Source organism: Streptomyces sp. NH27 (genome assembly GCF_056859195.1).
The window spans coordinates 21611-44221 of the sequence record NZ_JACEGK010000005.1 but is presented as its reverse complement, the minus strand read 5'-3'; the positions used below and the strand labels follow the sequence as shown (position 1 = coordinate 44221).

Sequence of the window (22611 nt, the reverse complement as noted above, 5' to 3'; positions counted from 1 at the left end):
CCACGATGTCGCTGGCCGCGCCGCGAATCCTGCTGCCGGCGCTGCTCGGGGCCGGCCGGCGCGCCGCCTCATCAGGCCCGCCGGCCGACCCGCTGGCACCCCGCGACCGGCGCCCGCACCCGGACGCGGCGCCGGAGACCGCCTGACCCCCGGCCGCCGCTCAGGACTTGGCCGCGTTGGCCACCTCCTGCTCCAGCACCCAGCGGGTGAGCGCCACCCGGCTGGACAGGCCCAGCTTGGCGAAGGTGTGGCGCAGGTGGCTGTCGACGGTGTGTGGCGAGAGGATCAACTGCGCCGCCACCTCCCGGTTGGTGAGCCCTTCGGCGACCAGCCGGGCGACCTTGATCTCCGATCGGGTCAGCTGGTTCCACGCCGAGGCAGTGGGCTGTGCCGGCCCCGCCGCGACCCGCGCCCCGGAGGACCGGCCGAGCCGGTCGGAGACCCGGTCGGCGTCCACCCGCAGGCCCGCCCTGGCGAACAGCTCAAGCGCCCCGCGCAGCAGGTCCGTCGCCTCGTAGCGCTGGCCGGCGTGCTGCAGCGCCGTGCCGAGGTCCTCCAGCGCCTCGGCACGCAGCGGCGTCCAGGGGCTTTCCTGGTAGGCATCGACCGCGACCCGCAGCATCGCGGGATCCGCCTCCAGCAGCCCCCTGGAGTGAACGTCCGCGGCGGCCAGGGTGACGCAGCTCGGGTTGCGGCGGGACAGCCGGCTGGCGGTGTCCGCCACCAGCCGCGCGGTGTCCCGGTCGCCAGCTCTGAGGGCCAGCCGCACCACCTTCGAGGCGGCGCCCGGCTCCTGCACGAACAGCACCACCCGGTCCGGCAGGGCCTTCAGTACCGGATCGAGGGACCGGATGGCCTCGGCCGGACTGTCCTCGGCCTCATGGACCAGCGCCGTGCACCACGCCAGGTCCTCGACCCGGGAGCCGAGCCCCTCCGCGTCGAGTCGGCGGGCCTGCTCCAGTTGTGCGCGTGCCGCCCCCAGATTCCCGGCGCGCAGCGCGAGACGGGCCAGGATGCCGAGCAGCGGCACGCTCATCGCCACCGTGGTGAGCTGTTCGGCCATGCGCATGCCTGCCTCGGCCTCCGCTATGGCGTCGTCGATCAGCCCGCGGGCCAGCCACAGTTCGGCCCGGTGGTAGTGCCACAGCGGATGCGACCAGGCGGTGCCGAGCCGGTACGCCTCGCGCTGGCCGTATCCGTACACGGCGGCGGCCTCGGTGAAGCGGTCGGCAGCCGCGAGGGCGGTGCCCAGCCAGACGCGCGGGTGGTACGTCGCGGACTCGCCACCTGACTCGTCGGCGACCTGGACCGCCTCGCTGGCCAGCGAGATGGCGCTCGACACGTCGCCGGAGGACAGCGCGGCGATGCTCTTGGCGGCGATCCCGAGGGCCATCGAGGGATACTCCTCCGAGCTGCGGGCGAGCTGTACGGCCTGGTCCGCCGCCTCGGCCGCCTCCCGCAGGTCGCCCGCGTTGAGCAGCGCGTGGGCCCTGATGGCCAGCACCCGCGCGCGGACCGGGTCGGCGACGCTCGGCAGGGCGAGCGCCCGCTCGGTGTAGCGGACCGCGGCGACGTCCTGCCCGGCGTGCTTGAGCGCGGAGGCGAGGCCGTACAGCAGCATCGCCTCGGTCTCCGGGTGCATCCCGGTCTTCAGGACGGACTCGCCGAGCTCCTGCGCCTCGGCCAGCCGACCGACGCTGGACAGCAGACCGACGGCCTCAGCGGCCAGCCGCGGCCGCATGACGTTGTCGTTGTCGTTGTCGTTGTCGCCGATGGCCGTCAGAGCGCGCAGCGCCAGGTCGGCCGCGGTGCCAGGGGCGGTGTGCGCGAGCTGCACCACCGCGGTGTGCAGCGCGTCCACGGTGTGGCTGTTCCAGTGCGAGCACCCGTTGATGATGTGCTCGGCGATCTCGGTGGAGGGGCGGTTCTCCGCCCGCAGTACGATCACCGCCTCGCGGTGCAGAACCTTGCGCACCGGACGGGAGATGGCGCTGTAGACGGACTCGCGGATCAGGTCGTGCCGGAACGCCAGTTCGGTGCCGGTCTCCACCAGGGCGTCCTGCTGCATCGCCTCCTCCGCGGCCATGACCAGGTCCACGGCCCGCTTGCCCCACAGTCCCGCCGCCTCGTGCACGGTGAACGGGCGGCCGAGCACCGCGCCGGCTTCCAGCAGCCGGTGGGCGTCGGGCGAGAGGCCCTGCAGATGGCGCTGCACCGCGCCGATGAAACCGGCGGGTAGCTCGGCGTCGGGTGAGTGGCTGTCCTGCTGGTGGGCCGGCCCGCCGTTGGACAACCGAGTGTCCTGCCCGCGCAGCGAGAGCAGCAGTTCCTCAAGCAGGAAGGGGTTGCCGCCGCTGCGGTGGACCATACCGAGCAACTGCCGGTCGGGTTCAGTCCCCAGGAACGCCGCGCACAGCGCGCTCGCCGCGGTGTCGTCGAGGGGCTGGACGTTCATCCGCTCGATGCCCGCGTCCTGCAGCAGCAACTCGACCGCCTTGCGGCCGGGGGAGTCGGCCGGCGCGGGTCGGCGGGCGAGCAGCCAGAGCACCGGGGAGGAGGTGAGCGAGGGGACCAGCAGGCGCAGCGCCAACGCGGTCAGCTCGTCGGCCCACTGGACGTCGTCGAGGGTGATCAGCAGTGGCTGCTTGGCGACGTGCCGCTCCAGGATCTCGCCGAGTCGGTCGATCAGCCAGAACCGGCTGGAGGGCGGGGCGTCCAGCCGGTCGATGGCGTCGATGGCGTCGGCGAGGGCCGAGTTGTTGCGCAGTGCGCCGAGCAGGGTGCTCAGTGGCGCCGCGTGGTCGAACTCGGTGGCCTGCCCGGTCGCCGTCGCCACGTTCTGCTCGGCTGCGTAGGCGGTGGCCGCGGCCAGCAGCCTGCTCTTGCCGATGCCCGGCGGGCCGTCGATGACCAGGCACCCGCCCCCGCCTGCCACGGCCCGGTCAACGGCTGCGCGCAGCCGGGCCAGTTCAGCGTTTCTACCGACTATATGCCTCAGTACCATTTTCGTTTGTCCTCCCCCGCGTAAGGCGTACCACCGTCCTACCCGTGTGGTACGCCATCGCTACTACACGATGAACAATTCAGCCCGCCCGCCATCGGCGGTTACCGGCGTTGGGCTGATTCTGCAACACATACATGAGTAAACGACCGTCGTTCATCGGTCATCTGACACAGAGTCAATGTGACCCCTGCGATTGCCGTGACCAGCCATCTCGCCGCCGGAGTGGAGGATGACAGGGCGGGAGCCAATCGGAAGAATGGCCTGAACCGCTCACCGGACCCGGACTGCCCGGCAGTTCGCGGACATGACGGCGCCCCGACCGGGGCTCCGGTCGGGGCGCGGGGGCGTCGCTGCCCATGGGATCGATACGCCCTCGGGCCGCCGTGCGGCGGCCCGAGGGCGTCAGTGTCAGGCGCGTTCCCGCCGAGGAACCAGCAGGCTGACCGCCGCGATGGCGATGGCCAGCCCGGCCGCGATGAGGAAGACCACGTCGTACCCGGAGGCGAGGGCCGATGCCCCGTTTCCGCTGCCTGACTTGGCGCTGGCGGCCGTCGCGAGCGCCGCGAGGCCCACCGACCCGCCGACCTGGTTGGAGGTGACGGTCACGCCGCCGACGATCCCCGCGTCGCTGGCCGGGGCGCCGGAGGTCGTCGCGGCCATGAGGGTGGGGAACACCAGGCCGATGCCGAGCGAGATGAACAGCGTCGGACCGAGGACACCGGTCAGATAGCCGCTGCCGGCGTCGGCCTGGGACAGCCAACCGAAGCCGGCCACAAAGCAGGCACACCCGGCCACCACCAGCGGACGCACCCCGGTGCGCGGCAGCAGGGACGACGCCCAGCGGGCGATCAGCATGAACATCACCGCGGCGGGCGTCTGCCCGAGCCCGGCCTTCAGCGCGCTGTAGCCGAGCACGTCCTGCATGAACAGCGAGGTGAAGTACCACATCGCGATGGCGATGCCGCCGAACAGGAACAGCATGGCGCTGCCGGTGGCGATGCCCCGGACCCGGAACAGCCGCAGCGGCAGGATGGGCTGCTCGGCGAACCGCTCCTCAAGCACCACGAAGAGGGCGAGCAGCACCAGACCCGCCACGATCGGACCGAGGACCTGCGCGGAGGACCAGCCGTGGTCGGAGCTCTGCATGACCCCGAAGATCAGCGCGGCCAGACCGGCTGTGCCGGTGACGGAGCCGGGCACGTCGAGGAACTGCCGCTTGCCGGCCGTCTTACGGACCAGCGCCACCACGGTCGTGCCGATCAGCACCGCGCCGATCGGCACGTTGATGAGGAAGACCCACCGCCAGGACAGGCCGGTGGTGAGCGCGCCGCCCGCGACCGCGCCGGCCATGCCGCCGACACCACCCGAGGCGGACCACGCGCCGAACGCCTTGGCCCGCGCGCCCTCCTCGGTGAAGTAGGTGTTGAGCACCACCAGCGTCGACGGGGCCATGAACGCCGCGCCCAGGCCCTGGGCCACGCGGGCCCCCACCAGGATCCCCGGAGTGCCGGCCAGGCCGCCCACCAGGCTGGACGCCGAGAACAGGAACAGTCCGACGACCAGCATGCGGCGCGGTCCGAACAGGTCCGCGGCGCGGCCGCCCAGCAGCATGAACCCGGCGAAGGTCAGCAGATAGCCGTTCACCACCCAGGCCAGGCTGGTCCCTGAGAAGCCCAGGTCCTTGTCGACCGAGGGCAGAGCGACGTTCACGATGGCCGAGTCCAGGATCACCATGAACTGGCACGCGCACGCCAGCGCGAGGACCATCCAACCCGGTGGGGTCCTCGGCCTGGCAGCATCCTGGCTGCGGGGCAGATCAGTTTGTTCGGTCGCCACGAGGCGTCCTCCTGAATATCTGCGTTACATATGAAAAACGGGAACTCAAACGGGTTTCAGGACCTGCGGTCGAAGCCCGCCGCGGCCGCCGGGGACATCGCGAGCTCGCTCGCCGCGCCCCTGACCTGGTCGATGACACCGTCGGGGTCGGCCGGGCCGTGGTCCCCGCGCCAGGCGACATGCTGGTCCGGGCGGACCAGTACCAGGTCGCGCTCCCACAGCTCCCGTACCCGGCTGTCCTTGACCACGAGATGGCGGACCGGCAGGCCCCGTCGGGCGGCGGCGGTCAGCAGTGCCTCGGCTCTTCCGTCGCCCACGGTGTCCACCAGCGTGAACTCGGGGCCGAACCGGTCGAAGAGCTGCCCGCCGTCGGCCAGGATCACGCTCGGCGGGCGGACACCCGGCCAAGTGCTCGGGGTGTATTGCAGCGGGTCGAAGGCCGGTTCGCCGGTCCCGTCCGTGCAGACAATCGAGGAGGTCGGGTACCGGTAGTCCAGGTAGACGCCCTCGTAGGTGTTCTCGCCGGGCTGGGCGTTCAGGAACTCGCTCAGCCGGGCCGGCGGCGCCCCCTCGTGGGTGAGCCGCATGTACGCGAAGTGCACGCCGAGGTGTTCGCGGGACGCCGCCATGTTGCGCAGGCCGACAGGCCGCCGCTCCGCCTCGTAGGAGTCCAGCAGTCCGGGTCCGCCGTAGCCGTTGATCAGCGCCGAGAGCTTCCAGCCCAGGTCGACCGCGTCGCCGGCGCCGGTGTTCATGCCGTGGCTGCCGGAGGGGAACATCTGGTGCGCGGCGTCGCCGGCCAGCAGCACCCGCCCGGACCGGTAGCGGTCGGCGATCAGGTACGTCGGCGTCCAGCGCGAGGTGACCTGCACCTTGTCGATGTCCAGGTCCACTCCGAGCTCGGAGCGTATCCACGCCGCGGGATCGGCCGGCGGCGGGTCGAAGGACTCGTGGCGCAGCGAGTGGAACGCCCAGGTCCCCGCCTCGTCGAGCGAGATGATGACGTAGCTGCTGGTGAAGTAGTGCCAGAAGTAGCCGTGCCGGAACAGGCTCTCCTGGTCGGTGCTGTGGAAGGTCACCGAGAAGGCGGCCGGCAGCTCGCGAACCTCACCGCCCTCGCCGTCCGCGACGCCGCCACTGCCCAGCGGGATCCCGACCGCACCGCGCACCGCGCTGCCGGCCCCGTCGCAGGCGGCCAGGTACTGGGACCGCACGCGGTGGCGGACGTCGTCGGCCAGGTCGTGGAAGGTGCTGGTGACGCCCTCGTCGTCCTGGCTGAGCGACTCGAACCGCCAGCGGCTGCGGACGTCGATCAGCGGATGGCGCCGGCAGTGGTCGAGCAGCACCGGCTCCAGGTCGGCCTGGGACACCCGCTGGTACGGCTGGCTGGGCTGGCTGCCGTCGTTGCGCTCCCTGATCTCCTGCCACTTCTCGTCGACCGAGGGCTGCTTCCAGACCGCCAGCCGCTCGCGGTTCAGCCCGGTCGACCACAGGACGTCGAAGGAGTGCGCGGCAGGCACGCCCGCCCGGCGGATGTCCGCGGCGGTCCCCAGCCTGGCGTGATGCTCCATCGTCCTGGGGTTGCTGAACTCCATCTTCGGATGGACGGTGGGGCCGGCGTTCTGCTCCGCGAGCAGGCTGGGCACACCGTGGTAGGCCAGTTCCAGGGCGGCCATCATCCCGACCGGGCCGGCACCGACCACGACTACAGGGGCGTTGTCCATGCGCTCCTTGCCTCCACTACCTACCGAATGTCGCCCCAGTGTCCACAGGCCGCAGCGGCCGACACATCACGTGTTCCTGGGATCTTGGACGTCGAAGCCGAAACGCGGGTGCGACGGCCCGGGCGTTCGGGAATTACGGCGGGCCGGTGCGCGACCCGCCACGCGCCGGAATCGGTTCTACCGTCGGCCGCAGCCCGCCGGAATGGCGCGTTCACGTGATATCCGCGCCGTCCGGGCCGACCGGGGTCCGCGTGATGGCGGCCTCCGCACTCGGACCGTATGCTCCGTGCGCACATGCCTGAGTGCCCCTCCGACACGACAGGAGAACTGATCCGTGCCTGGTCATTCCGTCACCGTCACCATGTGGTCGGACACGAGCTGCCCGTGGGCGGCCCTCGCGCTGGAGACGCTGCACACCGAAGCGAAGCGGCTGGATGTCGAACTGCTGGTCGACCACCGCGCGTTCCCGCTTGAGCTGTTCAACAAGATGCCCACGCCCAAGCACATAGTGGAGAGCGAGATCGTCGCCATCGCCGGGCGGCTGCCCGACCTCGGATGGCGGCTGTGGAACGCCCCACCGCACACCTACCCGGTGACGATGCTCCCGGCGATGGAGGCCGTACAGGCCGCGAAGGACCCCGAGGTGGGTGGGCTGGCCGGCAGCGACGAGCTCGACATCGCGCTGCGGCGCGCCTTCTTCGTCGAGAGCCGGTGCATCAGCATGCCGTCGGTGATCCTGGAGACGGCCGAGCAGTGCCCGCAGGTGGACGCCGAGCGGCTGGCGAGCGCGATCGCGCAGGGCAGGGGCCGCCCCGAGGTCTACCGCGACTGGCGGGAGGCGCAGGCGATTCCCGTCCAGGGCAGTGCCACGCTGGTCTCCGCGGCCGGGGAGCCGTTGCACAACCCGGGAGCGCAGTACCACTGGTCGAAGCCCGACAGCCCGCTGGAGGGCGGCTTCCCGGTTGTCGAGGGCTACAGCGCCGACTGGGCCGCCGAGTTGCTGACCCGGACCGGCTGACGGGGGAGCGCCGACAGGCCGGCGCCACGGCACACCCCCGCCGGAGTGTGCCGTGGCACGGCGGCCCCGGCGGGGACTTGGTTTTGGTCACATGTCCGAAGGTGCCCGGACGGCCGGCGTCAGCTGCACGGTGTGGTGGTGCTGCCGGATCTCCTCCACCGCCTGGCGCAACTCCTCCTCGTCCGACGGCGGGTTGGCGAGCAGGTCCGCGATGGCCTGCTGGTAGTGCTCGTGGCCGGCCGGCGTCGCCACGAGCAGGAACTTCATGGGCACGTCGCCGGGGTTGCGGAAGCCGTGCGGGCAGCCCTTCGGCACGTACATCACCGTGCCGGGTGTCGCCCGGGTGATCTTCTGGCCGGTCCTCGACTCCCAGTTCGTCCACGAGCCGGGGTCGCTGCTGCGCACCACCGGCTCGAAGGCGAACATCTCCACCTCGCCTTCGAGGACGTAGAAGATCTCCTCGTGGGTGTTGTGGAGATGCGCCCCGACGTCGAACCCCGGTGCGAAGTTGCACTCGACGGCCAACATGTTCGGGGTGTGTGCCTCCCCCACCTTCAGGTTCACCTGGTGGCCGATCGCCCTGCCCTCACCTGGCGCCAAGCCGAATCCGTCGGGCACGCTCATGGCTGCTTCCCTTCGTGTTGCTCTGCACGCCGGGGCCGGCCCCGGCGTGACCGCCGCTGCCGAAAAACACCTGCAGCATCCATTTGCCGCCCGCACGGTCACATCACGTGTTTCTGGGATCCTGCGCCGGCGAGAGGCCGCCGGGCCCGGTGGAAGGCACCGGTCACCAGCGACGCCGCGAAGGTCACATGAATACGTGATGTTGCGCGACCCCGGGTGGGAGAACCTGATTCCACACCTCTGCTGGGCATTGACGAGCACCGATGTGGCCGAGTGCCCGATCGGCCGGCGCACCGGTCGCGGCGGCATGCCGCCGCGCCGCCGCTGGCCACTTCGCCCAAACCCGGATTGGAGATGACTGATGTCGTCCAAGCATGTGCGGCTCGACGAGCAGGATCAGGACCTGCTCTTCCGCGAAGCGCACACGACGCACACCTTTACCGACGACCTGGTCACCGATGAGCAGCTCGCCGCACTCTACGACCTCGTCAAATGGGCGCCGACGTCGTTCAACCAGCAGCCGCTGCGCGTGGCGCTGATCCGGTCGGAGCAGGCGAGGAACCGCCTGGTGCCGCTGATGTGGGACAGCAACCAGGAGAAGGTGGCGAACGCCCCGCTGACGGCGATCCTCGCCGCCGACCTGAACTTCCACGAGCTGCTGCCCGCGTTGCTCCCGGTCTTCCCGGGCGTCGTGGACGCCTACTTCTCCGACCAGGCGGACCGGGTCGAGTCGGCGCAGCTGAACGCCACACTGCAGGTCGGGTACTTCATTCTTGGCGTGCGTGCGCTCGGTCTGGCGGCCGGGCCGATGACCGGGTTCAACGCGGAGAAGGTCACCGAAGAGTTCTTCGACTCGGCGCGGCACCGCGCGCTCGTCATCGTCAACCTCGGCACACCGGGCCCGAACGCGTACTACCCGCGTCAGCCCCGACTGGAATTCGACAGGGTTTTCACCACGCACTGAGACGGGGAGCTGAAGCACCATGACAGATACTCTGGCGGACCCGCGGACCCGTTCCCTGGAACCGCTCAAAGAGCTCTACTACGCGCACTACCGCTTCCAGTACCTGAGCGCCGCCTGCCAGTTCGGGCTGTTCGAGATCCTCGGCCGTGAGCCCGGGCTCACCCGCGCGGAGATCGCCGAGCGGCTGGGGATCGAGAACCAGCCGGCCCGGATCCTGCTGCTCGGCTGCACGAGCGCCGGCCTGCTACGCAAGGAGGACGACCACTACTTCAACACGCCGGTCTCCGAACCGCTCGCCGGCAAGCTGGACGACGTGCCCGCGGCGTTCGTGCCGTGGGAGCAGACGGTCAACTACCGCCCGATGGCGTGGTTCTACGAGTCGCTGAAGGCATACAGCAACGTCGGCCTGCAACGGGAGATCCCCGGTGACTCGCCGACGCTGTACGGCCGACTCGCGGAGGACTCCCGGCAGGAGACCGTCTTCCACAACATGATGGGCTCCGTCAGCCGGCTGGTCGCCGAAGAGCTGGTGCAGCACCTGGACCTCTCGGGCCGCACCCACCTGCTCGACATCGGCGGCGGCACCGCGATCAACGCCTCGCACCTCGCGCGCCGCTGGCCCCACCTGCGGATCACCATCGCCGACCTGCCCACCGTGGCGGAGCGGGCGAACGAGAAGATCGCCGCGCTCGGACTGAGCGACCGGGTCCGCGCGGTCGGACTCGACGTCTTCCAGGACGAGTTCCCCGAGGGCTGCGACGCCGTCCTGTTCGGGCACTTCCTGGAGATCTGGTCCATCGAGCGGAACAAGGAGCTGATCGCCAAGGCCGCCCGTGCCGTACGACCCGGCGCCGGCGTCTTCGTGGTCACGCCCGAGGCGCACGACGACGACACCGGCCCCGACGTGGCCGCCGCGCTGTCGGCGTACTTCCTGACCGTCGCCTCCGGCGAGGGCATGGTGTACACCTGCCGGGAGTACGAGGAGTGGATCTCCGAGGTCGGCTTCGAGCCGACCGGCCGGCTCTCGGTCGGCATCGGCGACGCCGTCATCACCGGCGTCAAGCGCTGAGCCGCACACCGTGGACGTCTGCTCCCCGCCCGTCCAGACGGGCGGGGAGCAGACGTCTGTGCGTACGGCCGGCCGCTCAGGCGGGTGTCGCGGAGGTGGCCGCCCGCAGCGCGGCCAGTACGTCCCGCGTCGGCGGGACGGCAGCGCAGCGCTCGGCCGCGTAGGTCAGCGCCAGGCGGTGGTATTCGGGGGTGAAGTCCGCCACCGCGTCGGCGACCAGGAACGGCTGGATGTCGTTGCTGAACGCGTCGACGGCGGTCATCAGGCACCCCACGTGCGCGTAGATGCCGCAGATCACCAGTTGGTCGCGACCGGTCCTGCGCAGGAAGTCCAGTAACGGCGTACGGTGCAGCGCGCTGTACCGCCACTTGGTGAGCACCAGGTCGCCGGGCACCGGCCGCAGCGACTCGATCACCTCCCGGTGCTCGGGCTCGGCAGTCATCCCGGCCCCCCAGAAATCCTTCAGCAGTCCACGCTGCTCGTCGGACATCGAGCCGGGCTGTGCCGTGTAGGCCACCGGCACACCCGCGCGGGCGCACTCCCGGCGCAGCGACTCCACGTTGCGGACCAGTTCGACGGCGGGCGACTGCCGCCGGGGGAAGAACTCCAGGAAGAACTTCTGCATGTCGTGGATCAGCAGCACCGCGCGTTCCGGGGCCACCGTCCACCCGACCCGGCCGGGCGGGACCTCGTGCGCGGCCGGCATCGGATAGGGGCTGATGGTGGGAATAGTCGAGGCGCCCGGCCGGTCGTCGTGACCGCTGCCGCCGCTGTTCGGGTTCGTCATGAGTCCTCGTTCCGTTCGCTTCCGGTCGTGGCTTCGACGTGCTCCGGGGGTCTCCCGCCCGCACACGGCCGAGCAGACCGGTGACGGCGCGAGCCGGCACCGGTCTGCTGGGGGGGTCGGGGCGGCGCCGGGTCAGACGAGCGCCGCACCGCCGTCGACGTACAGGTCCTGCATGGTGATGTGGGACGCGTGGTCGGAGAGCAGGAAGAGCACCGCCCGGGCCACCTGCTCGGGCGTTCCGACGCGGCCGATCGGTATCCCGACCTTGAACGTCTCCAACGACCCGCGCACCGTGGCGGCGGCCGCCGCGTCCGCGTCGCCGCCCTTCTCCCACATCCCGCGCAGCATGGGGGTGTCGGTGGATCCGGGGGAGACCACATTGCAGCGCACGCCCTGCCCGGCCAGTTCCAGACCCAGGCATCGTGTGTACATCGCGGACGCCGCCTTGGACGCGGAGTACGCGGCCATGTCCCAGCGGGGCACCCCGCCGGCGTTGGAGGCGACGGTGACGACGGCTCCCCGGCCGCGCCGCGCCATCCGCCCGGCGACACAGCGCGAGACCGCGACGACCCCGCGCACGTTGACCGCGAAGGTCTCGTCCCACTCCGCGTCACCGAGGCCGACGGCGGAGCCCAGCCGGAGCACGCCGGCCACGTTCGCCAGCAGGTCGATGGCACCGAGTTCGCGCTCCACCCGCTCGGCCGCCGCCTCCACCTCGGCGCTGTCGCGCACGTCCACGCACATGGCCAGGCACTTGACACCGGTGGCGTCGAGTTCCGCGGCCACCTCGCCGATCGCCTCGGGGTCCTTGTCCCACAGCGCCACCTGCGCGCCCTGCCGGCCCAGTAACCGGGCCACCGCGGCCCCGATGCCGCGGCCGGCTCCGGTGACCACGGCGACCCGGCCGGTGATCCCGCCGGGTTCGGTCGGTTCCACACCGTTCATGAGTTCGCTTCCCCCAGTGCGTCGTACCCGAACAGCCACGCTCGCTGCCTCAAACCGAAGTCCGCGTCGAGGGCAGAGTCCCGTCGGCGCTGCTCGGCGCCGTCCTCGACATGATGGTTGCGCTCGTTGTCCTGGATGAACCTGTGGACCTGTTCCGTACGCGGCCGGCGCACCGTCTCGTAGCGGCGCAGCGCGTCGGGGACCGTCTTGGCCGTCGCTTTCTCCAGGAAGGCGGCCAGCACCAGCGCGTCCTCCACGCCCAGCGAGGCCCCCTGGGCGCCGAAGGGCAGCATCGGGTGCGCGGCGTCGCCGATCAGCGCCACCCGCTCGCTGCTCCAGTGGTCCACCGGGTCCCTGTCGTACAGCGCCCAGCGGGTCACGCTCGCCGCCGCCGCCAGCAGCTCGAGCAGCTCCGGCGCCCAGCCGGCGTAGGCGTCGAGCAGGTCCTGCGGGGAGCCCTGGGCCGACCAGGACTCCTGCCGCCAGTCCCCGGCCGGGGTGCTGGCGGCGAAGCTGACGGAGCGCCCGCCGGAGATCGGGTAGGCCACGCAATGCTGGCCAGGACCCATCCAGATGGAGACGTGCGGCCGCTCCGCCGACGCCGGCCAGGCCGCCCGCGGCACGACACCGCGGTAGACGGACTGGCCGGAGAAACGCGGGGTGTCGCCGATCAGCTGCCGGCGGACGGCCGAGCGGATGCCGTCTGCGCCGATCACGGCGTCCGCCCGGAATTCGAACCCGTCGGCGAACCGCAGCACGACCCCGTTGTCGGACTCGGTGATGGCCACGCACTCCAGGCCCAGGTGCAGGGCGGGCTCGGGCAGCTGCTCCACCAGGGCGCTGTGCAGATCGGCCCGGTGCAGGGCGACGTAGGGCGCACCGTAAATCCGCGTGCACGCGTCGCCGAGGACGGTCGTGGCCAGCTGCCTGCCGTCCTGCCAGTTGCGTACGTCGATGGAGTCCGGCCGTACCGCGGTGCGCTCCAGGGCGCGACCGATGTCGAGGGCCATGAGCAGCCGTGAGCCGTTGGGCGATATCTGGATCCCGGCACCGACCTCCCGCAGGTGCCGGGCCCTTTCGAACACGTTGCAGTCGATGCCGCGCTTGGACAGGGCCACGGCGAGCGCGACCCCGGAGATGCCGGCACCGACGATGGCGACCTTCGGTGGTTGGTTTCCCATGCGCTGCTTCCTTTCGTGCCTCCCGGCCGACTGCCACAGTCGCGGGTGCTGGGTTTCTGACAGGGGCTCGGACGCCGGTCAGTAGTAGAGGAGCGCCTTGCTCCAGTCCTCGTCAGGACCGAACAGGCTGCGCGGCTTGACCACGTCATGAACGCCGGTGAGTGCCTCGGTGGGCACCAGGGTGCCGAGCGGTACGGAGTCGATCCGTGCCGGTACGGCGCCGTACTCGGCCTCGACCGCGGCGGTGAGCGCGGTACGGGCCGCGTCGCGGTGCTCGGCGTCCACCTCGATCTCGATCTCCAGCAGGTCGGCCCCGGCCCGGCCCCGCCAGAACATCACACCGTGCTCGACCGGTAGGCCGAAGACCAGTTCCTCCAGCCGGGCCTGGGTCACGGTGGCGCCACCGACCCGGTGGCCGAAGGCGCTGCGCCCCAGCACCCGCACGGTGGGCAGTTGCCAGCCGCAGGAGCACGGGTCCGTGGAGACCTCGACGTGGTCCGCCAGGTTGTAGCGCAGCAGCGGCATGGCCTGCCGGTACAGCGGGGTGACCACCAGCTGGCCGGAGCCCTCCTGGGACAGCGTGCCGGTGTGCTCGTCGTACACCTCGAAGATGGCCCGGTCCGCCCACAGGTGCAGCCGGCCGGCGCGGCACTCGCCGGCCAGGCTGCCGGTCTCGGTGGAGCCGTACTCCTCGACGACGGGGACGCCCCAGATCTCGCTGATCCGCCTGCGGCGCGCGGGACTGAGCGGTTCCCCGCCGACGAAGACCGCGCGCAGGGCGGGGAAGTCCCGGTGCGGGACCAGCCCGGCGGCGCGTGCCGCCGCGGCCCAGATCAGGATCTCGGTGGGCATCGACCAGGTCAGGCTGACGCCGAGGTCGTGCAGCACCCGCAGGACCCGCGAGTACGGCATGGCCAGCGAGCGGTTGTCGCCGGGGACGACCGTGGCGCCGTTCAGCCGCGCCGCCGCGTGCGCGAGATGACCGGTGATCATCAGCGCGTAGGGGGTGCGTACCAGGAAGACGTCCTCCGGGCCGATGCCCACCCACTTGCGGGCGTAGCGCTCGGCCAGGTCGGTCCAGTCCTCCTGGGTGTAGTACGAGGGGGTGGGGCTTCCCGCGGTGCCGCTGGACTCGTGGTAGGTGGCCAGCTCACTCCTGGGGACGGCCAGCATCCCGAAGGGGTAGGCGTCCCTGAGATCCTGCTTGCCGGTCAGCGGCAACCGCTCGAAGTCGGCGCGGACGGCCGGTGCCCGGCCGTCCGCGAAACGCCGCTGGTAGAAGGGAGAATCCTGGGCCCACGCGAGCAGCTTGGGCAGCTGCTCGTCCTGTAGTTTGCGCAGCTGGTCCTGGTCGCGCCAGTCGCCCGTCCGGGGCAGGCGCTCGGGGCGCCGCTGGGTCATGGTGCCTCCAGTCGGAGTATTCGCAGGGCGTTCCGCCACAGCACCTGGTCCAGCAGGGACTGCGGAAGCCGGAGGGTCTCGTACTTGGCCAGTTCCGCCGAGGGGTGCTGGAGCGGATACTCCGCGGAGTAGAGCACTCGTTCCGCGCCGAGCCGGCCGATCGCGGTCCGTACGGTGGAGCCGAAGGCGCCGGACGTCTCGACGACTACGTTCCGGCAGGGCGCCACCAGGTCGATCGCGTAGCTGTCGATCAGGCCGATGCCCAGGTGGCCGAGGACGAACACCGTCGCCGGGCGTTTGTCGGCGAGCGTGACAAGGTCGCGGACCCGGCTGCCGGCCCGGTCGACGCACACGATGTAGACGGGGTGCCCGAAATCCGCGGCGAGGTCGAGGAACGCGGCGTAGCGCGGGTCGTCCAGTTGCAGGCCGTGCACCGCGGGGGACAGCTCCAGGGCGCAGCACAGCGCACCGTGCTCGCGATAGCCGGCCGGGTCCCCGTGCGGGTTGCCGAACCAGAAGGGCGCCAGCCGGCCGCCGGCGGCCGCGGCGGCCTCCAGCACCGACCGGTTGTCCGGATCGGCGGTCACGTGCCCGCCCTCCACCAGCTGGCGGGCGAGCACGTCCAGGTCGATCACGCCGCCCGCCGCGACCCCGGCGCGCTCGACCCCGCTCTCGTCCATCGCGGACAGCAGGCGGTCGAGCGCGCCGGGTACGGCGGGCAGCCGGGCGTGGAGGTCGAAGACGGGTTGCTGTTCCACGGGACCGGGCCACCCTTACTTCTCAAGGCAGAACTCGTCGATCGGGTACCCCACATGACGATCGGCGTCGGGCAGGTAGCCGAGGACCTTGTCGCCGGGCTTGAGCTCGGTGCTGTTGAGCACCGCCCCGCCGGGGCCGAGGACCCGCACGTGCCAGTCGTCCTGGAGGATCAGGTTGGCCGTGCGCCCGTTGGGCGCGACCGCGTCGACGGAGATCAGCGGACGGGACTCGATCTTCACCCGGCCGACGGTCACCACCCTGGTCCGGCCCTTGACGTCGACCGCCAGCACCTTGCTGCCGGCCTCCAGTTCGCTGAGGTAGTTGGTGCGGTCGTTCTCGCCGGAGATGGTGTACGACATGATCGCGCCGGCGTTGACGCGGAACGGCCGGGTCGGCATGTAGGGCAGCGGGTGCGTCTCGCTGACACACAGGATCATGCCCTTGGAGTGCGAGCCGACCAGGATGCCCTCGTCCTGACGGAAGTGGGAGCAGGTGTCGACGCAGGCCCGCTCGCCCATGCCGATGTGCGCGGTGCGCACCACCTCAAGCTCGACGAGGTCGAGGTTGCCGGGCCTGGCCAGCGCGGCGCCCTTGAGTGCGGTGGCGTCGCCGACGGCCCTGGGGGCCATCATCACCCCGTCCGAGCCGTGCTCCAGGACGCCGAAGAGGATCCCGGCCTCCTCCACGTCCGCTGCGACGGTGATGACGGTGCCGTCGGCGCCGGCCGCGGCCGCGAGCACGATCTCCAGCGGGATCTTGGTGGGATCGCGGAAGAGCAGCACCGCCCACTTCTCGTGGCGCGACACCTGGCAGGCGACGTCCAGCGTCTCGGCGTCGATGATCTCCACGAAACGGCCGAACTCGACCGTCGGGTGGGCCTTGGCGAGTTCCCTGGCGTCACCCTGATCGGAGAGGACCACGACATCGGCCGGGCCGAACTCCGCAGGCAGTTCCTTGCCCTGCGGGAAGAACACCTTCTTCACCGTCGGCGGCAGCCCCTTGAGGTCCGCGAGGCTCGAACTGACCACACCGTCGATCCGCTGGTGCACGGCCTCTTCCACGATGGCCCTCTTCGCGCTCTTCACGGAGCGGACATCGATCCAGGCGAGTTTCACAGGTACACGACTCCTTCGGTCTGGTGCGTGGTGGTTGTGGGACCCGGCAGGTCGGCACCAGGCGGCTGCCGGGTGCCCGGCGCCGCTACCGGGCGCCGACGGACACGGCCTCCTGCCGCGGGGGACGGACGTCGGCGCCCTCGCCGAGGTCGTGGACGATCCGGGAGATCCTGCCCGCCACCGCCCCGGGGTCCGGCGACTGGAAGACGTTGCGGCCCATGGCGACCCCGGCGGCGCCGCCGCGGACCGCTTCGCGTACAAAACCCAGGACCTGCTCCTCGGTGTCCATCCGGACGCCGCCGGCCACGATGACCGGGATGGGGCAGGCGGCGGCGACGTCCGCCATCTCGGCGGCGGAGCCGACGTAGAGCGTCTTGACGATGTCCGCGCCCAGGTCGGCGGCCAGCGTGGCGGCGTGGACGACGAGTTCGGGATCGCGCGGGTTGGTGATCCGGGGTCCCCGTGGATACATCATCGCCAGCAGCGGAACGTTCCAGCGGTCGCACATGTCCGCCACCGCGCCCAGGTCCGCGATCTGCTGCCGCTCCTCCCGGGAACCGACGTTGATGTGCACACTGACCGCGTCCGCGCCCAGCCGCAGGGCCTCCTCGACCCCGGTGACCAGGTACTTGGCGTCCGGGTCCGGCGCGTGCGCGGTGCTGGCGCTCAGGTGCAGGATCAGCGACATCCCGGTGAACCTGTCGGTCTGGACGTGGCGCAGGCTGCCCTTGTGCAGGACTACCGCGTCCACCGCGTTGCCGGCCAGCCGGCCGATCAGGGCGTCGAGGTCGCCGTGCGGGGCGAGTGGACCGTCCGAGACCGAGTGGTCCAGCGGCACGATCATCAGCCGCTGGTCTCCGTGCCGGAAGAGTCGATTCATGCGCAGCGTGCGCGCGAAATGGTTCACTGACATGCCTACCCTTCAACTTCCCCGTGGCTCAGAGCGCCACTGGCTGCTCGGTTCCCGCGCCTTGCGCAGACAGGTCGAACTCCCGGTGCAGCAGGCACACCGCCTCCTCCCGGCGTTGCGCGGGCACGGTGACCGAAGCCCGTAGCTGGGAGAAGGACACCCAGCTGGTGGAGATGCCGGCGGTGGCCAGCACCGCGGTCATCCGGGCCACGTACTCCGGACGGTTGAGCATGCCTATGCCAATGAGCGAGACCTTCGCGACGTCCTCGTCCACCCGGACGTAGCCGCCGTGCACGGAGACCGCGCTGTTCAGGGCGGCGCCGACCTCGGGAACATGGCTTCTGCGGATGGTGAAACCCATCCGGAACTCCTCCTCGTTGGGCCCCGAACGGGCCACCAGATCCACCGGCACCGCGTGCCGGGCGAGGATCGCCAGCACCTCGACCGCCAGGTCGCTGCGCCCCTTGGCCTGTACGAGGACCCGCGCCACGTCGGGATCCGACGTGACGGCGACAACCGTCCCCCCTGTCTCCAGCGAGGTCATCCCGTCCCCCTGTACTTGTCCGACAATGGTTCCCTCCTGTGGTCCGAGCGAGCTCCGAACGTGCAGCTCGACCCGGCGTATGGCGGCGAGTTCGACCGCCCTTGAGTGCAGGACCCTGGCCCCCGCGAACGCCATCTCGGCCATCACGGGGGCGGCGACGAAGGCGATCTTCCGCGCACCGGGAACAATGGTCGGATCAGCGGTGTAGACCCCGTCGACGTCCGTGTAGATCTCACAGCAGTCGGCTTCCAGCGCGGCGGCCAGCGCGACGGCGCTGGTGTCCGAACCTCCGCGGCCGAGCGTGACGATGTCCCCGTAGTCGTTCTGACCCTGGAAGCCGGTGACCACGGTGACACTGCCCTGGTCCAGCAGCCGGGTGACGCGGACCGCGTCGATGCGGTCGACGATGCCGCCGCCGGGCTTGCCCACCACGGCGATACCCGCCTGGGCGCCCGTCAGCGAGACCGCCGGCACGCCGAGCCGCAGCAGCGTCAGCGCCAGCAGGGCGGCCGAGGCGCTCTCGCCGGTGGCCAGCAGCTGGTCGGTCTCCCGCAACTCCTGTGCCACGAAGGCGGAGCCGCCCGCCTGGGCGGCCGCCGCGAGCAGTTCGTCGGTCACGCCACCGCGAGCGGACACGACGACGGCGATCGACGCGCCTCCGCGGTATGCCTCGGCGATCCGGGCCGCCACCTTGTCCAGTCGCTCCGTGCTGGCCAGGGAGCTGCCTCCGTATTTCTGTACCAAGACTCCCATGCGGACTCCCCCGTCGGCTGTGGTCTCTCGGCTGCCCAGCCGCCCACCGCAGGGACTCGGTGACCTGGTGAGTGACCTGGTGGCGGTTCTGAGCCTCCGTTCGTACCGTGTCGGCCAGCCTGGTCCAGTGCAGGGCCGCGGTCATCGCGGGTTCACGGGATATCTCCCGTGACTCTGCGCAACGCACGGAATCCCAGGGATCACGCGAAGCCGTGATCCCTGGGATCGGACGCACGGTGAGGATGTCGGGAACGCCACGTGTCCACAGGGGCCGTGCAGGACCTGAAGGAGCTGCCGGAGGTGGCTGGGGAAGAACTGAGGGATCGCAAGAGGGACGACGCACGCGTGCTGGTGGCCGGCGCCGGACCCGTCGGCGCGACCCTGGCGCTGGAACTGGCCCGGCACGGCGTACGCAGCCTGGTGGTCGACCGGGCCGCGGCACCGCCGCTGTTCCCCAAAATGGACTACATCAACGCCCGCAGCATGGAGTTGCTGCGCCGGCTCGGCGTCGCGGACCAGGTCCGCGAGGGCGCGGTGCCGGCGCGGTTCGACTCGGACTTCCTGTGGGTACTCGGCCTGGACGAGCCGCCGGTCGCGGTCTGGCGCCAGCCCTCGCCCCGCCGGCAGGCCGCCCGGTACCTCGCGGCAGGGGACGGCGCCGGCGCGGTCGAGCCGTACCTGCGGATCACCGGCTCGCTGCTGGAGGACGTGCTGCGCGGGGCGCTGCGCGCCCACCCGCTGGTGGACTTCGAGGAGAGCGTCGAGGTCACCCGCCTGGATCAGGACGCCGGATCGGTCACCGCCACCCTGGCCGACCGTACCGAGGGCACGCCGGACCGCGGCCGCCAGGTCCGGGCGGAGTACCTGGTCGGCTGTGACGGCGGGGGCAGCACGGTACGGCAGGCGCTCGGGATCGACATGCCGGTCAGTGGCCCGTCCAGCAGCCGCTGCTCGGTGTACTTCCGCAGCTCCGACCCGCTGCTGCGGCGCCAGGGGCGGGCGTTCATCACCACGAGCGCCCGCGGCGTCACCCTGGTCTCGCGGGACGAGGGCGAGCTGTGGACGGCCTCGTTCCAGATACCCGACGGCACCCGCTTCGACGGCGACCCGGTGGACGCGCTGCGCGCGAAACTCGGCGAGGAGTTCACCGTCGACGAGGTGCTGACGATCAGCCACTGGACCGGCACGCTGGCCGTCGCGGACGGCTACCGCGGCGGGCGGGTCTTCCTCGCGGGCGACTCGGCACACCAGTTCTACCCATTCGGCGGCCACGGCGCGAACACCGGGATCGCGGACGCGGTGGACCTCGGCTGGAAGCTCGCCGCCCGGCTGGGCGGCTGGGGCGGCGAGACGCTGCTGGACAGCTACCAGGACGAGCGGCGGCCGGTCGCCCTGTTCAACAAGGAGATGTCCACCAACCTGCTTGAGGTGTGGCGGCGCTTCAGCCGACTGGCCGGGGACGGTGCGTCCCGCGAGCAGCTGGCCGGCTTCCTGGAGCGCGAGTCGTACCAGGTCGACAACTCCGGCATCCACTTCGGCCACCGCTACCACCACTCGCGGGTGATCGCGGCCGAGCCGGGCCCCGCCCCGCGCTGGGACTGGACGGGCATCAGCGTCGGCGTCTGGCCCGGCGCCAGGGTGCCGGCGGTGACGCACCCCGACGGCTCCCCGCTCTTCGACCACTTCGGGCCCGGGCTGACCCTGGTGGACCTGTCCGGTACGGACGCCGGCGAGGCACTGGTCAAGCCGGCCGCGGAACAGGGCGTACCGCTGGAGCACTGCGTCGTGGACAGCCCCGCGATCCGGGCACTCTGGGGCGCCGACCTGGTGCTGGTCCGCCCCGACCAGCACGCCGCCTGGCGGGGCGACCGCGTCCCTGATGACGCCTCGGCGCTGCTCGACCTGGTGCTGGGCCGCGCGACGGCGGTGCGGTCATGAGCGGCCTGCTGGACCTGCTGCTCGGCTCCGCGGATTCCGGTGTCGCGGGCGCGCCGCAGTCCGCAGGACCCGCGACGCCCGAGGCGTTCGCCCTGCTGTACAGGCCCGAACGGAACGCCGACCAGGTGGAGATCCTGCTCGGCGAGCCCGGTACCGCACACCTGCTGGCCGACCTGCCGTCGGCGGCCCCCGCCACCGGCGCCGCCGGCGAGCCCCGCCACGAGCTGCTGGCCCTGATCCCCTACCGGCAGATCGTCGAGCGCGGCTTCGTGTGCCAGGACGACCGGACGCCGATCCGCACCCTGGCGGTACGCCGGCAGGGACCCGTCACCGTCGAGGAGATGCTGCGGCGGCTGCCGCGTACCCCGACCGAGCTCCGCGACGCCGGCTTCGACGTGGACGACGAGGAGTACGAGCGCATCGTCCGCGACGTGGTCCGGGACGAGATCGGCACCGGGCAGGGCGCCAACTTCGTCATCCACCGCACCTACACCGCCGAGCTGCCCGGCTTCGGCGTACGTCAGGCACTGGCCGTCTACCGCCGGCTGCTCGCCCGCAGCCAGGGCGCCTACTGGGTGTTCCTGGTGCACACCGGCGACCACATGGTGCTCGGGGCCACCCCGGAGCGGCACATCAGCCTGGACGCCGACGTCGCGGTGATGAACCCGATCAGCGGCACGTACCGCTACCCGCCGTCCGGCCCCGGCCTCGGCGACCTCGCACGGTTCCTCGACGACCGCAAGGAGGCCGACGAACTGCTGATGGTCGTCGACGAGGAGCTGAAGATGATGGCCGGGTTCTGTCCGGACGGCGGCACCGCACGCGGCCCCTACCTCAAGGAGATGGCCCGGCTCGCCCACACCGAGTACCTGATCGAGGGCCGCACCCGGGTCGGCGTCGACGAGATCCTGCGCGGCACCATGTTCGCGCCGACCGTCACCGGCAGCCCGCTGGAGAACGCGTGCCGGGTGATCGCCCGGCACGAGCCGCAGGGGCGCGGCTACTACAGCGGTGTGGTGGCGCTGATCGGCCGGGACGCCTTCGGCGAGGTGGCGCTGGACTCCGCCATCATGATCCGGATGGCCGAGGTCGACGCCGAGCGCCGGCTGCGGCTGGGGGTCGGGGCCACCCTCGTACGGCTTTCCGACCCGGCCGCCGAGGCCGCCGAGACCCGGACGAAGGCCGCCGGTGTGCTCGCCGCCTTCGGCGCGGACGACCCGGCCGGTCCCACCGGGTCCGGCAGGTCCGGCGGGTCCGCGGAATTGGGCGAGCACCCGGAGATCCGCCGGCTGCTGAGCGAACGCAACCGCTCGCTGGCCCGGTTCTGGCTGGAGCCCGGACGTGGCGACATACCCCGGCACATGGTGCTTGAGGGCCGCCGCGGGCTGGTCGTCGAGGCGGAGGACACCTTCACCGCCATGCTGGCCCGGCAGCTGCGGGCGCTCGGCTGCCGGATCGAGGTGCGGTCCTGGCAGGAACGGCCTGACCCCGACCCGTCGGAGTTCGACTTCGCCGTGCTCGGCCCCGGCCCCGGCGACCCGGGGGACCTGGACCACCCGAAGATCGCGGCACTGCGGCGGACCTGCCGCGGCCTGCTCGCCAAGGATCTCCCTTTCCTGGCGATCTGCCTGGGCCACCAGGTGCTCTCCGGCGTGCTCGGACTGGAGCTGCGGCGGCGCGAGAAGCCCAACCAGGGCGTGCAGTTGCCGGTGCGGATGCCGTGGGGCGAGGAACTGGTCGGCTTCTACAACACCTTTACGGCGGTCAGCCCGACGGACCGCTTCGAGCTGCCGGGCCTGTCCCGGCCGGTCGAGCTGTTCCGCGACCCCGCCACCGGCGAGGTGCACGCGATGCGCGGACCCGGATTCGCCGGCGTGCAGTTCCACCCCGAGTCCGTCCTCACCGAGCACGGCGTCCGGATCCTCGGTGAGCTGCTGCGCGGGGTCCTGGCCCAGGTGCCCGTCTGAGCGACGACCGGCTACATCGAGGTTCCCGAGGACGACGAGGTCCCCAGGGACGACGAGGACGACGAGGACGAG

17 protein-coding genes are annotated in these 22611 nt (G+C 71.4%); 5 read left to right on the top strand and 12 right to left on the bottom strand.

Translation table 11 applies throughout. From position 1 onward, the window contains the following. Positions 1–160 precede the first annotated feature (160 nt). The 3 genes from AC13HU_RS01370 to AC13HU_RS01360 form a co-directional block, all read right to left on the bottom strand. The gene (locus tag AC13HU_RS01370; protein WP_483039818.1) at positions 161–3004 is read right to left on the bottom strand and encodes a helix-turn-helix transcriptional regulator; all 2844 of its coding nucleotides are present in this window, start codon (positions 3002–3004) and stop codon (positions 161–163) included. Between the two features lie 408 nt (positions 3005–3412). Further along, positions 3413–4771, bottom strand: coding sequence for an MFS transporter (locus tag AC13HU_RS01365; protein WP_483039817.1), 1359 nt, complete (start codon positions 4769–4771; stop codon positions 3413–3415). Between the two features lie 125 nt (positions 4772–4896). Then, complete coding sequence (locus tag AC13HU_RS01360) at positions 4897–6564, bottom strand: FAD-dependent monooxygenase (protein ID WP_483039816.1); 1668 nt, start codon at positions 6562–6564, stop codon at positions 4897–4899. Between the two features lie 334 nt (positions 6565–6898). On the opposite strand from AC13HU_RS01360, the gene AC13HU_RS01355 reads away from it, so the two are divergent. Further along, on the top strand, positions 6899–7582 hold the full coding sequence (locus AC13HU_RS01355) for a DsbA family oxidoreductase (protein WP_483039815.1): 684 nt from the start codon (positions 6899–6901) through the stop codon (positions 7580–7582). A gap of 87 nt (positions 7583–7669) precedes the next feature. Here AC13HU_RS01355 and AC13HU_RS01350 read toward each other — a convergent pair whose 3' ends face one another. Further along, positions 7670–8206 carry a cupin domain-containing protein gene (locus AC13HU_RS01350; RefSeq protein ID WP_483039814.1) on the bottom strand — a complete coding sequence of 179 codons (537 nt, stop codon included), beginning with the start codon at positions 8204–8206 and terminating at the stop codon, positions 7670–7672. Between the two features lie 361 nt (positions 8207–8567). Here AC13HU_RS01350 and AC13HU_RS01345 point away from each other — a divergent pair, with 361 nt between their 5' ends. Next, positions 8568–9170 (top strand): malonic semialdehyde reductase, encoded by a 603-nt coding sequence (locus tag AC13HU_RS01345; protein WP_483039813.1) that lies wholly within the window; start codon positions 8568–8570, stop codon positions 9168–9170. Between the two features lie 19 nt (positions 9171–9189). Then, positions 9190–10239, top strand: a complete 1050-nt coding sequence (locus AC13HU_RS01340) for a methyltransferase (protein ID WP_483039812.1) — start codon at positions 9190–9192, stop codon at positions 10237–10239. Between the two features lie 76 nt (positions 10240–10315). On the opposite strand, the gene AC13HU_RS01335 is transcribed toward AC13HU_RS01340, so the two are convergent. From AC13HU_RS01335 to AC13HU_RS01300, 8 genes are all read right to left on the bottom strand, one after another. Then, on the bottom strand, positions 10316–11026 hold the full coding sequence (locus AC13HU_RS01335) for an isochorismatase family protein (protein WP_483039811.1): 711 nt from the start codon (positions 11024–11026) through the stop codon (positions 10316–10318). A 132-nt stretch (positions 11027–11158) separates the two neighbouring features. Continuing rightward, positions 11159–11971 (bottom strand): 2,3-dihydro-2,3-dihydroxybenzoate dehydrogenase, encoded by an 813-nt coding sequence (locus tag AC13HU_RS01330; RefSeq protein WP_483039810.1) that lies wholly within the window; start codon positions 11969–11971, stop codon positions 11159–11161. Beyond that, positions 11968–13152, bottom strand: coding sequence for an FAD-dependent monooxygenase (locus AC13HU_RS01325; RefSeq protein WP_483039809.1), 1185 nt, complete (start codon positions 13150–13152; stop codon positions 11968–11970). Before AC13HU_RS01325 ends, AC13HU_RS01330 begins: the two co-directional genes overlap by 4 nt. 78 nt (positions 13153–13230) lie before the next feature. Continuing rightward, positions 13231–14553 (bottom strand): phenylacetate--CoA ligase family protein, encoded by a 1323-nt coding sequence (locus AC13HU_RS01320; RefSeq protein ID WP_483039808.1) that lies wholly within the window; start codon positions 14551–14553, stop codon positions 13231–13233. Then, complete coding sequence (locus tag AC13HU_RS01315; protein ID WP_483039807.1) at positions 14550–15311, bottom strand: amidohydrolase family protein; 762 nt, start codon at positions 15309–15311, stop codon at positions 14550–14552. The genes AC13HU_RS01320 and AC13HU_RS01315 overlap by 4 nt, the downstream gene beginning before the upstream one ends. Before the next feature lie 15 nt (positions 15312–15326). Then, positions 15327–16427, bottom strand: coding sequence for a 3-dehydroquinate synthase II family protein (locus AC13HU_RS01310; RefSeq protein ID WP_483039806.1), 1101 nt, complete (start codon positions 16425–16427; stop codon positions 15327–15329). Between the two features lie 85 nt (positions 16428–16512). Then, complete coding sequence (locus AC13HU_RS01305; protein WP_483039805.1) at positions 16513–17340, bottom strand: 2-amino-3,7-dideoxy-D-threo-hept-6-ulosonate synthase; 828 nt, start codon at positions 17338–17340, stop codon at positions 16513–16515. Positions 17341–17365: 25 nt separating this feature from the next. Continuing rightward, entirely contained in the window at positions 17366–18634 is a 1269-nt protein-coding gene (locus AC13HU_RS01300; RefSeq protein WP_483039804.1) for an aspartate kinase, read from the bottom strand. 258 nt (positions 18635–18892) lie between these two features. On the opposite strand from AC13HU_RS01300, the gene AC13HU_RS01295 reads away from it, so the two are divergent. Further along, on the top strand, positions 18893–20572 hold the full coding sequence (locus tag AC13HU_RS01295) for an FAD-dependent monooxygenase (protein ID WP_483039803.1): 1680 nt from the start codon (positions 18893–18895) through the stop codon (positions 20570–20572). Continuing rightward, positions 20569–22539, top strand: coding sequence for an anthranilate synthase family protein (locus tag AC13HU_RS01290; protein WP_483039802.1), 1971 nt, complete (start codon positions 20569–20571; stop codon positions 22537–22539). The genes AC13HU_RS01295 and AC13HU_RS01290 overlap by 4 nt, the downstream gene beginning before the upstream one ends. Positions 22540–22611: the final 72 nt, after the last annotated feature.

Excerpts from the sequence above, each read along its gene's own strand:
- AC13HU_RS01345 (WP_483039813.1), top strand. The coding sequence starts at position 8,568 with ATGTCGTCCAAGCATGTGCGGCTCGACGAGCAGGATCAGGACCTGCTC.
- AC13HU_RS01340 (WP_483039812.1), top strand. The coding sequence starts at position 9,190 with ATGACAGATACTCTGGCGGACCCGCGGACCCGTTCCCTGGAACCGCTC.
- AC13HU_RS01350 (WP_483039814.1), bottom strand. The coding sequence starts at position 8,206 with ATGAGCGTGCCCGACGGATTCGGCTTGGCGCCAGGTGAGGGCAGGGCG.
- AC13HU_RS01370 (WP_483039818.1), bottom strand. The coding sequence starts at position 3,004 with ATGGTACTGAGGCATATAGTCGGTAGAAACGCTGAACTGGCCCGGCTG.
- AC13HU_RS01360 (WP_483039816.1), bottom strand. The coding sequence starts at position 6,564 with ATGGACAACGCCCCTGTAGTCGTGGTCGGTGCCGGCCCGGTCGGGATG.
- AC13HU_RS01335 (WP_483039811.1), bottom strand. The coding sequence starts at position 11,026 with ATGACGAACCCGAACAGCGGCGGCAGCGGTCACGACGACCGGCCGGGC.
- AC13HU_RS01320 (WP_483039808.1), bottom strand. The coding sequence starts at position 14,553 with ATGACCCAGCGGCGCCCCGAGCGCCTGCCCCGGACGGGCGACTGGCGC.
- AC13HU_RS01290 (WP_483039802.1), top strand. The coding sequence starts at position 20,569 with ATGAGCGGCCTGCTGGACCTGCTGCTCGGCTCCGCGGATTCCGGTGTC.
- AC13HU_RS01330 (WP_483039810.1), bottom strand. The coding sequence starts at position 11,971 with ATGAACGGTGTGGAACCGACCGAACCCGGCGGGATCACCGGCCGGGTC.
- AC13HU_RS01300 (WP_483039804.1), bottom strand. The coding sequence starts at position 18,634 with ATGGGAGTCTTGGTACAGAAATACGGAGGCAGCTCCCTGGCCAGCACG.
- AC13HU_RS01365 (WP_483039817.1), bottom strand. The coding sequence starts at position 4,771 with ATGGTCCTCGCGCTGGCGTGCGCGTGCCAGTTCATGGTGATCCTGGAC.
- AC13HU_RS01305 (WP_483039805.1), bottom strand. The coding sequence starts at position 17,340 with ATGTCAGTGAACCATTTCGCGCGCACGCTGCGCATGAATCGACTCTTC.
- AC13HU_RS01325 (WP_483039809.1), bottom strand. The coding sequence starts at position 13,152 with ATGGGAAACCAACCACCGAAGGTCGCCATCGTCGGTGCCGGCATCTCC.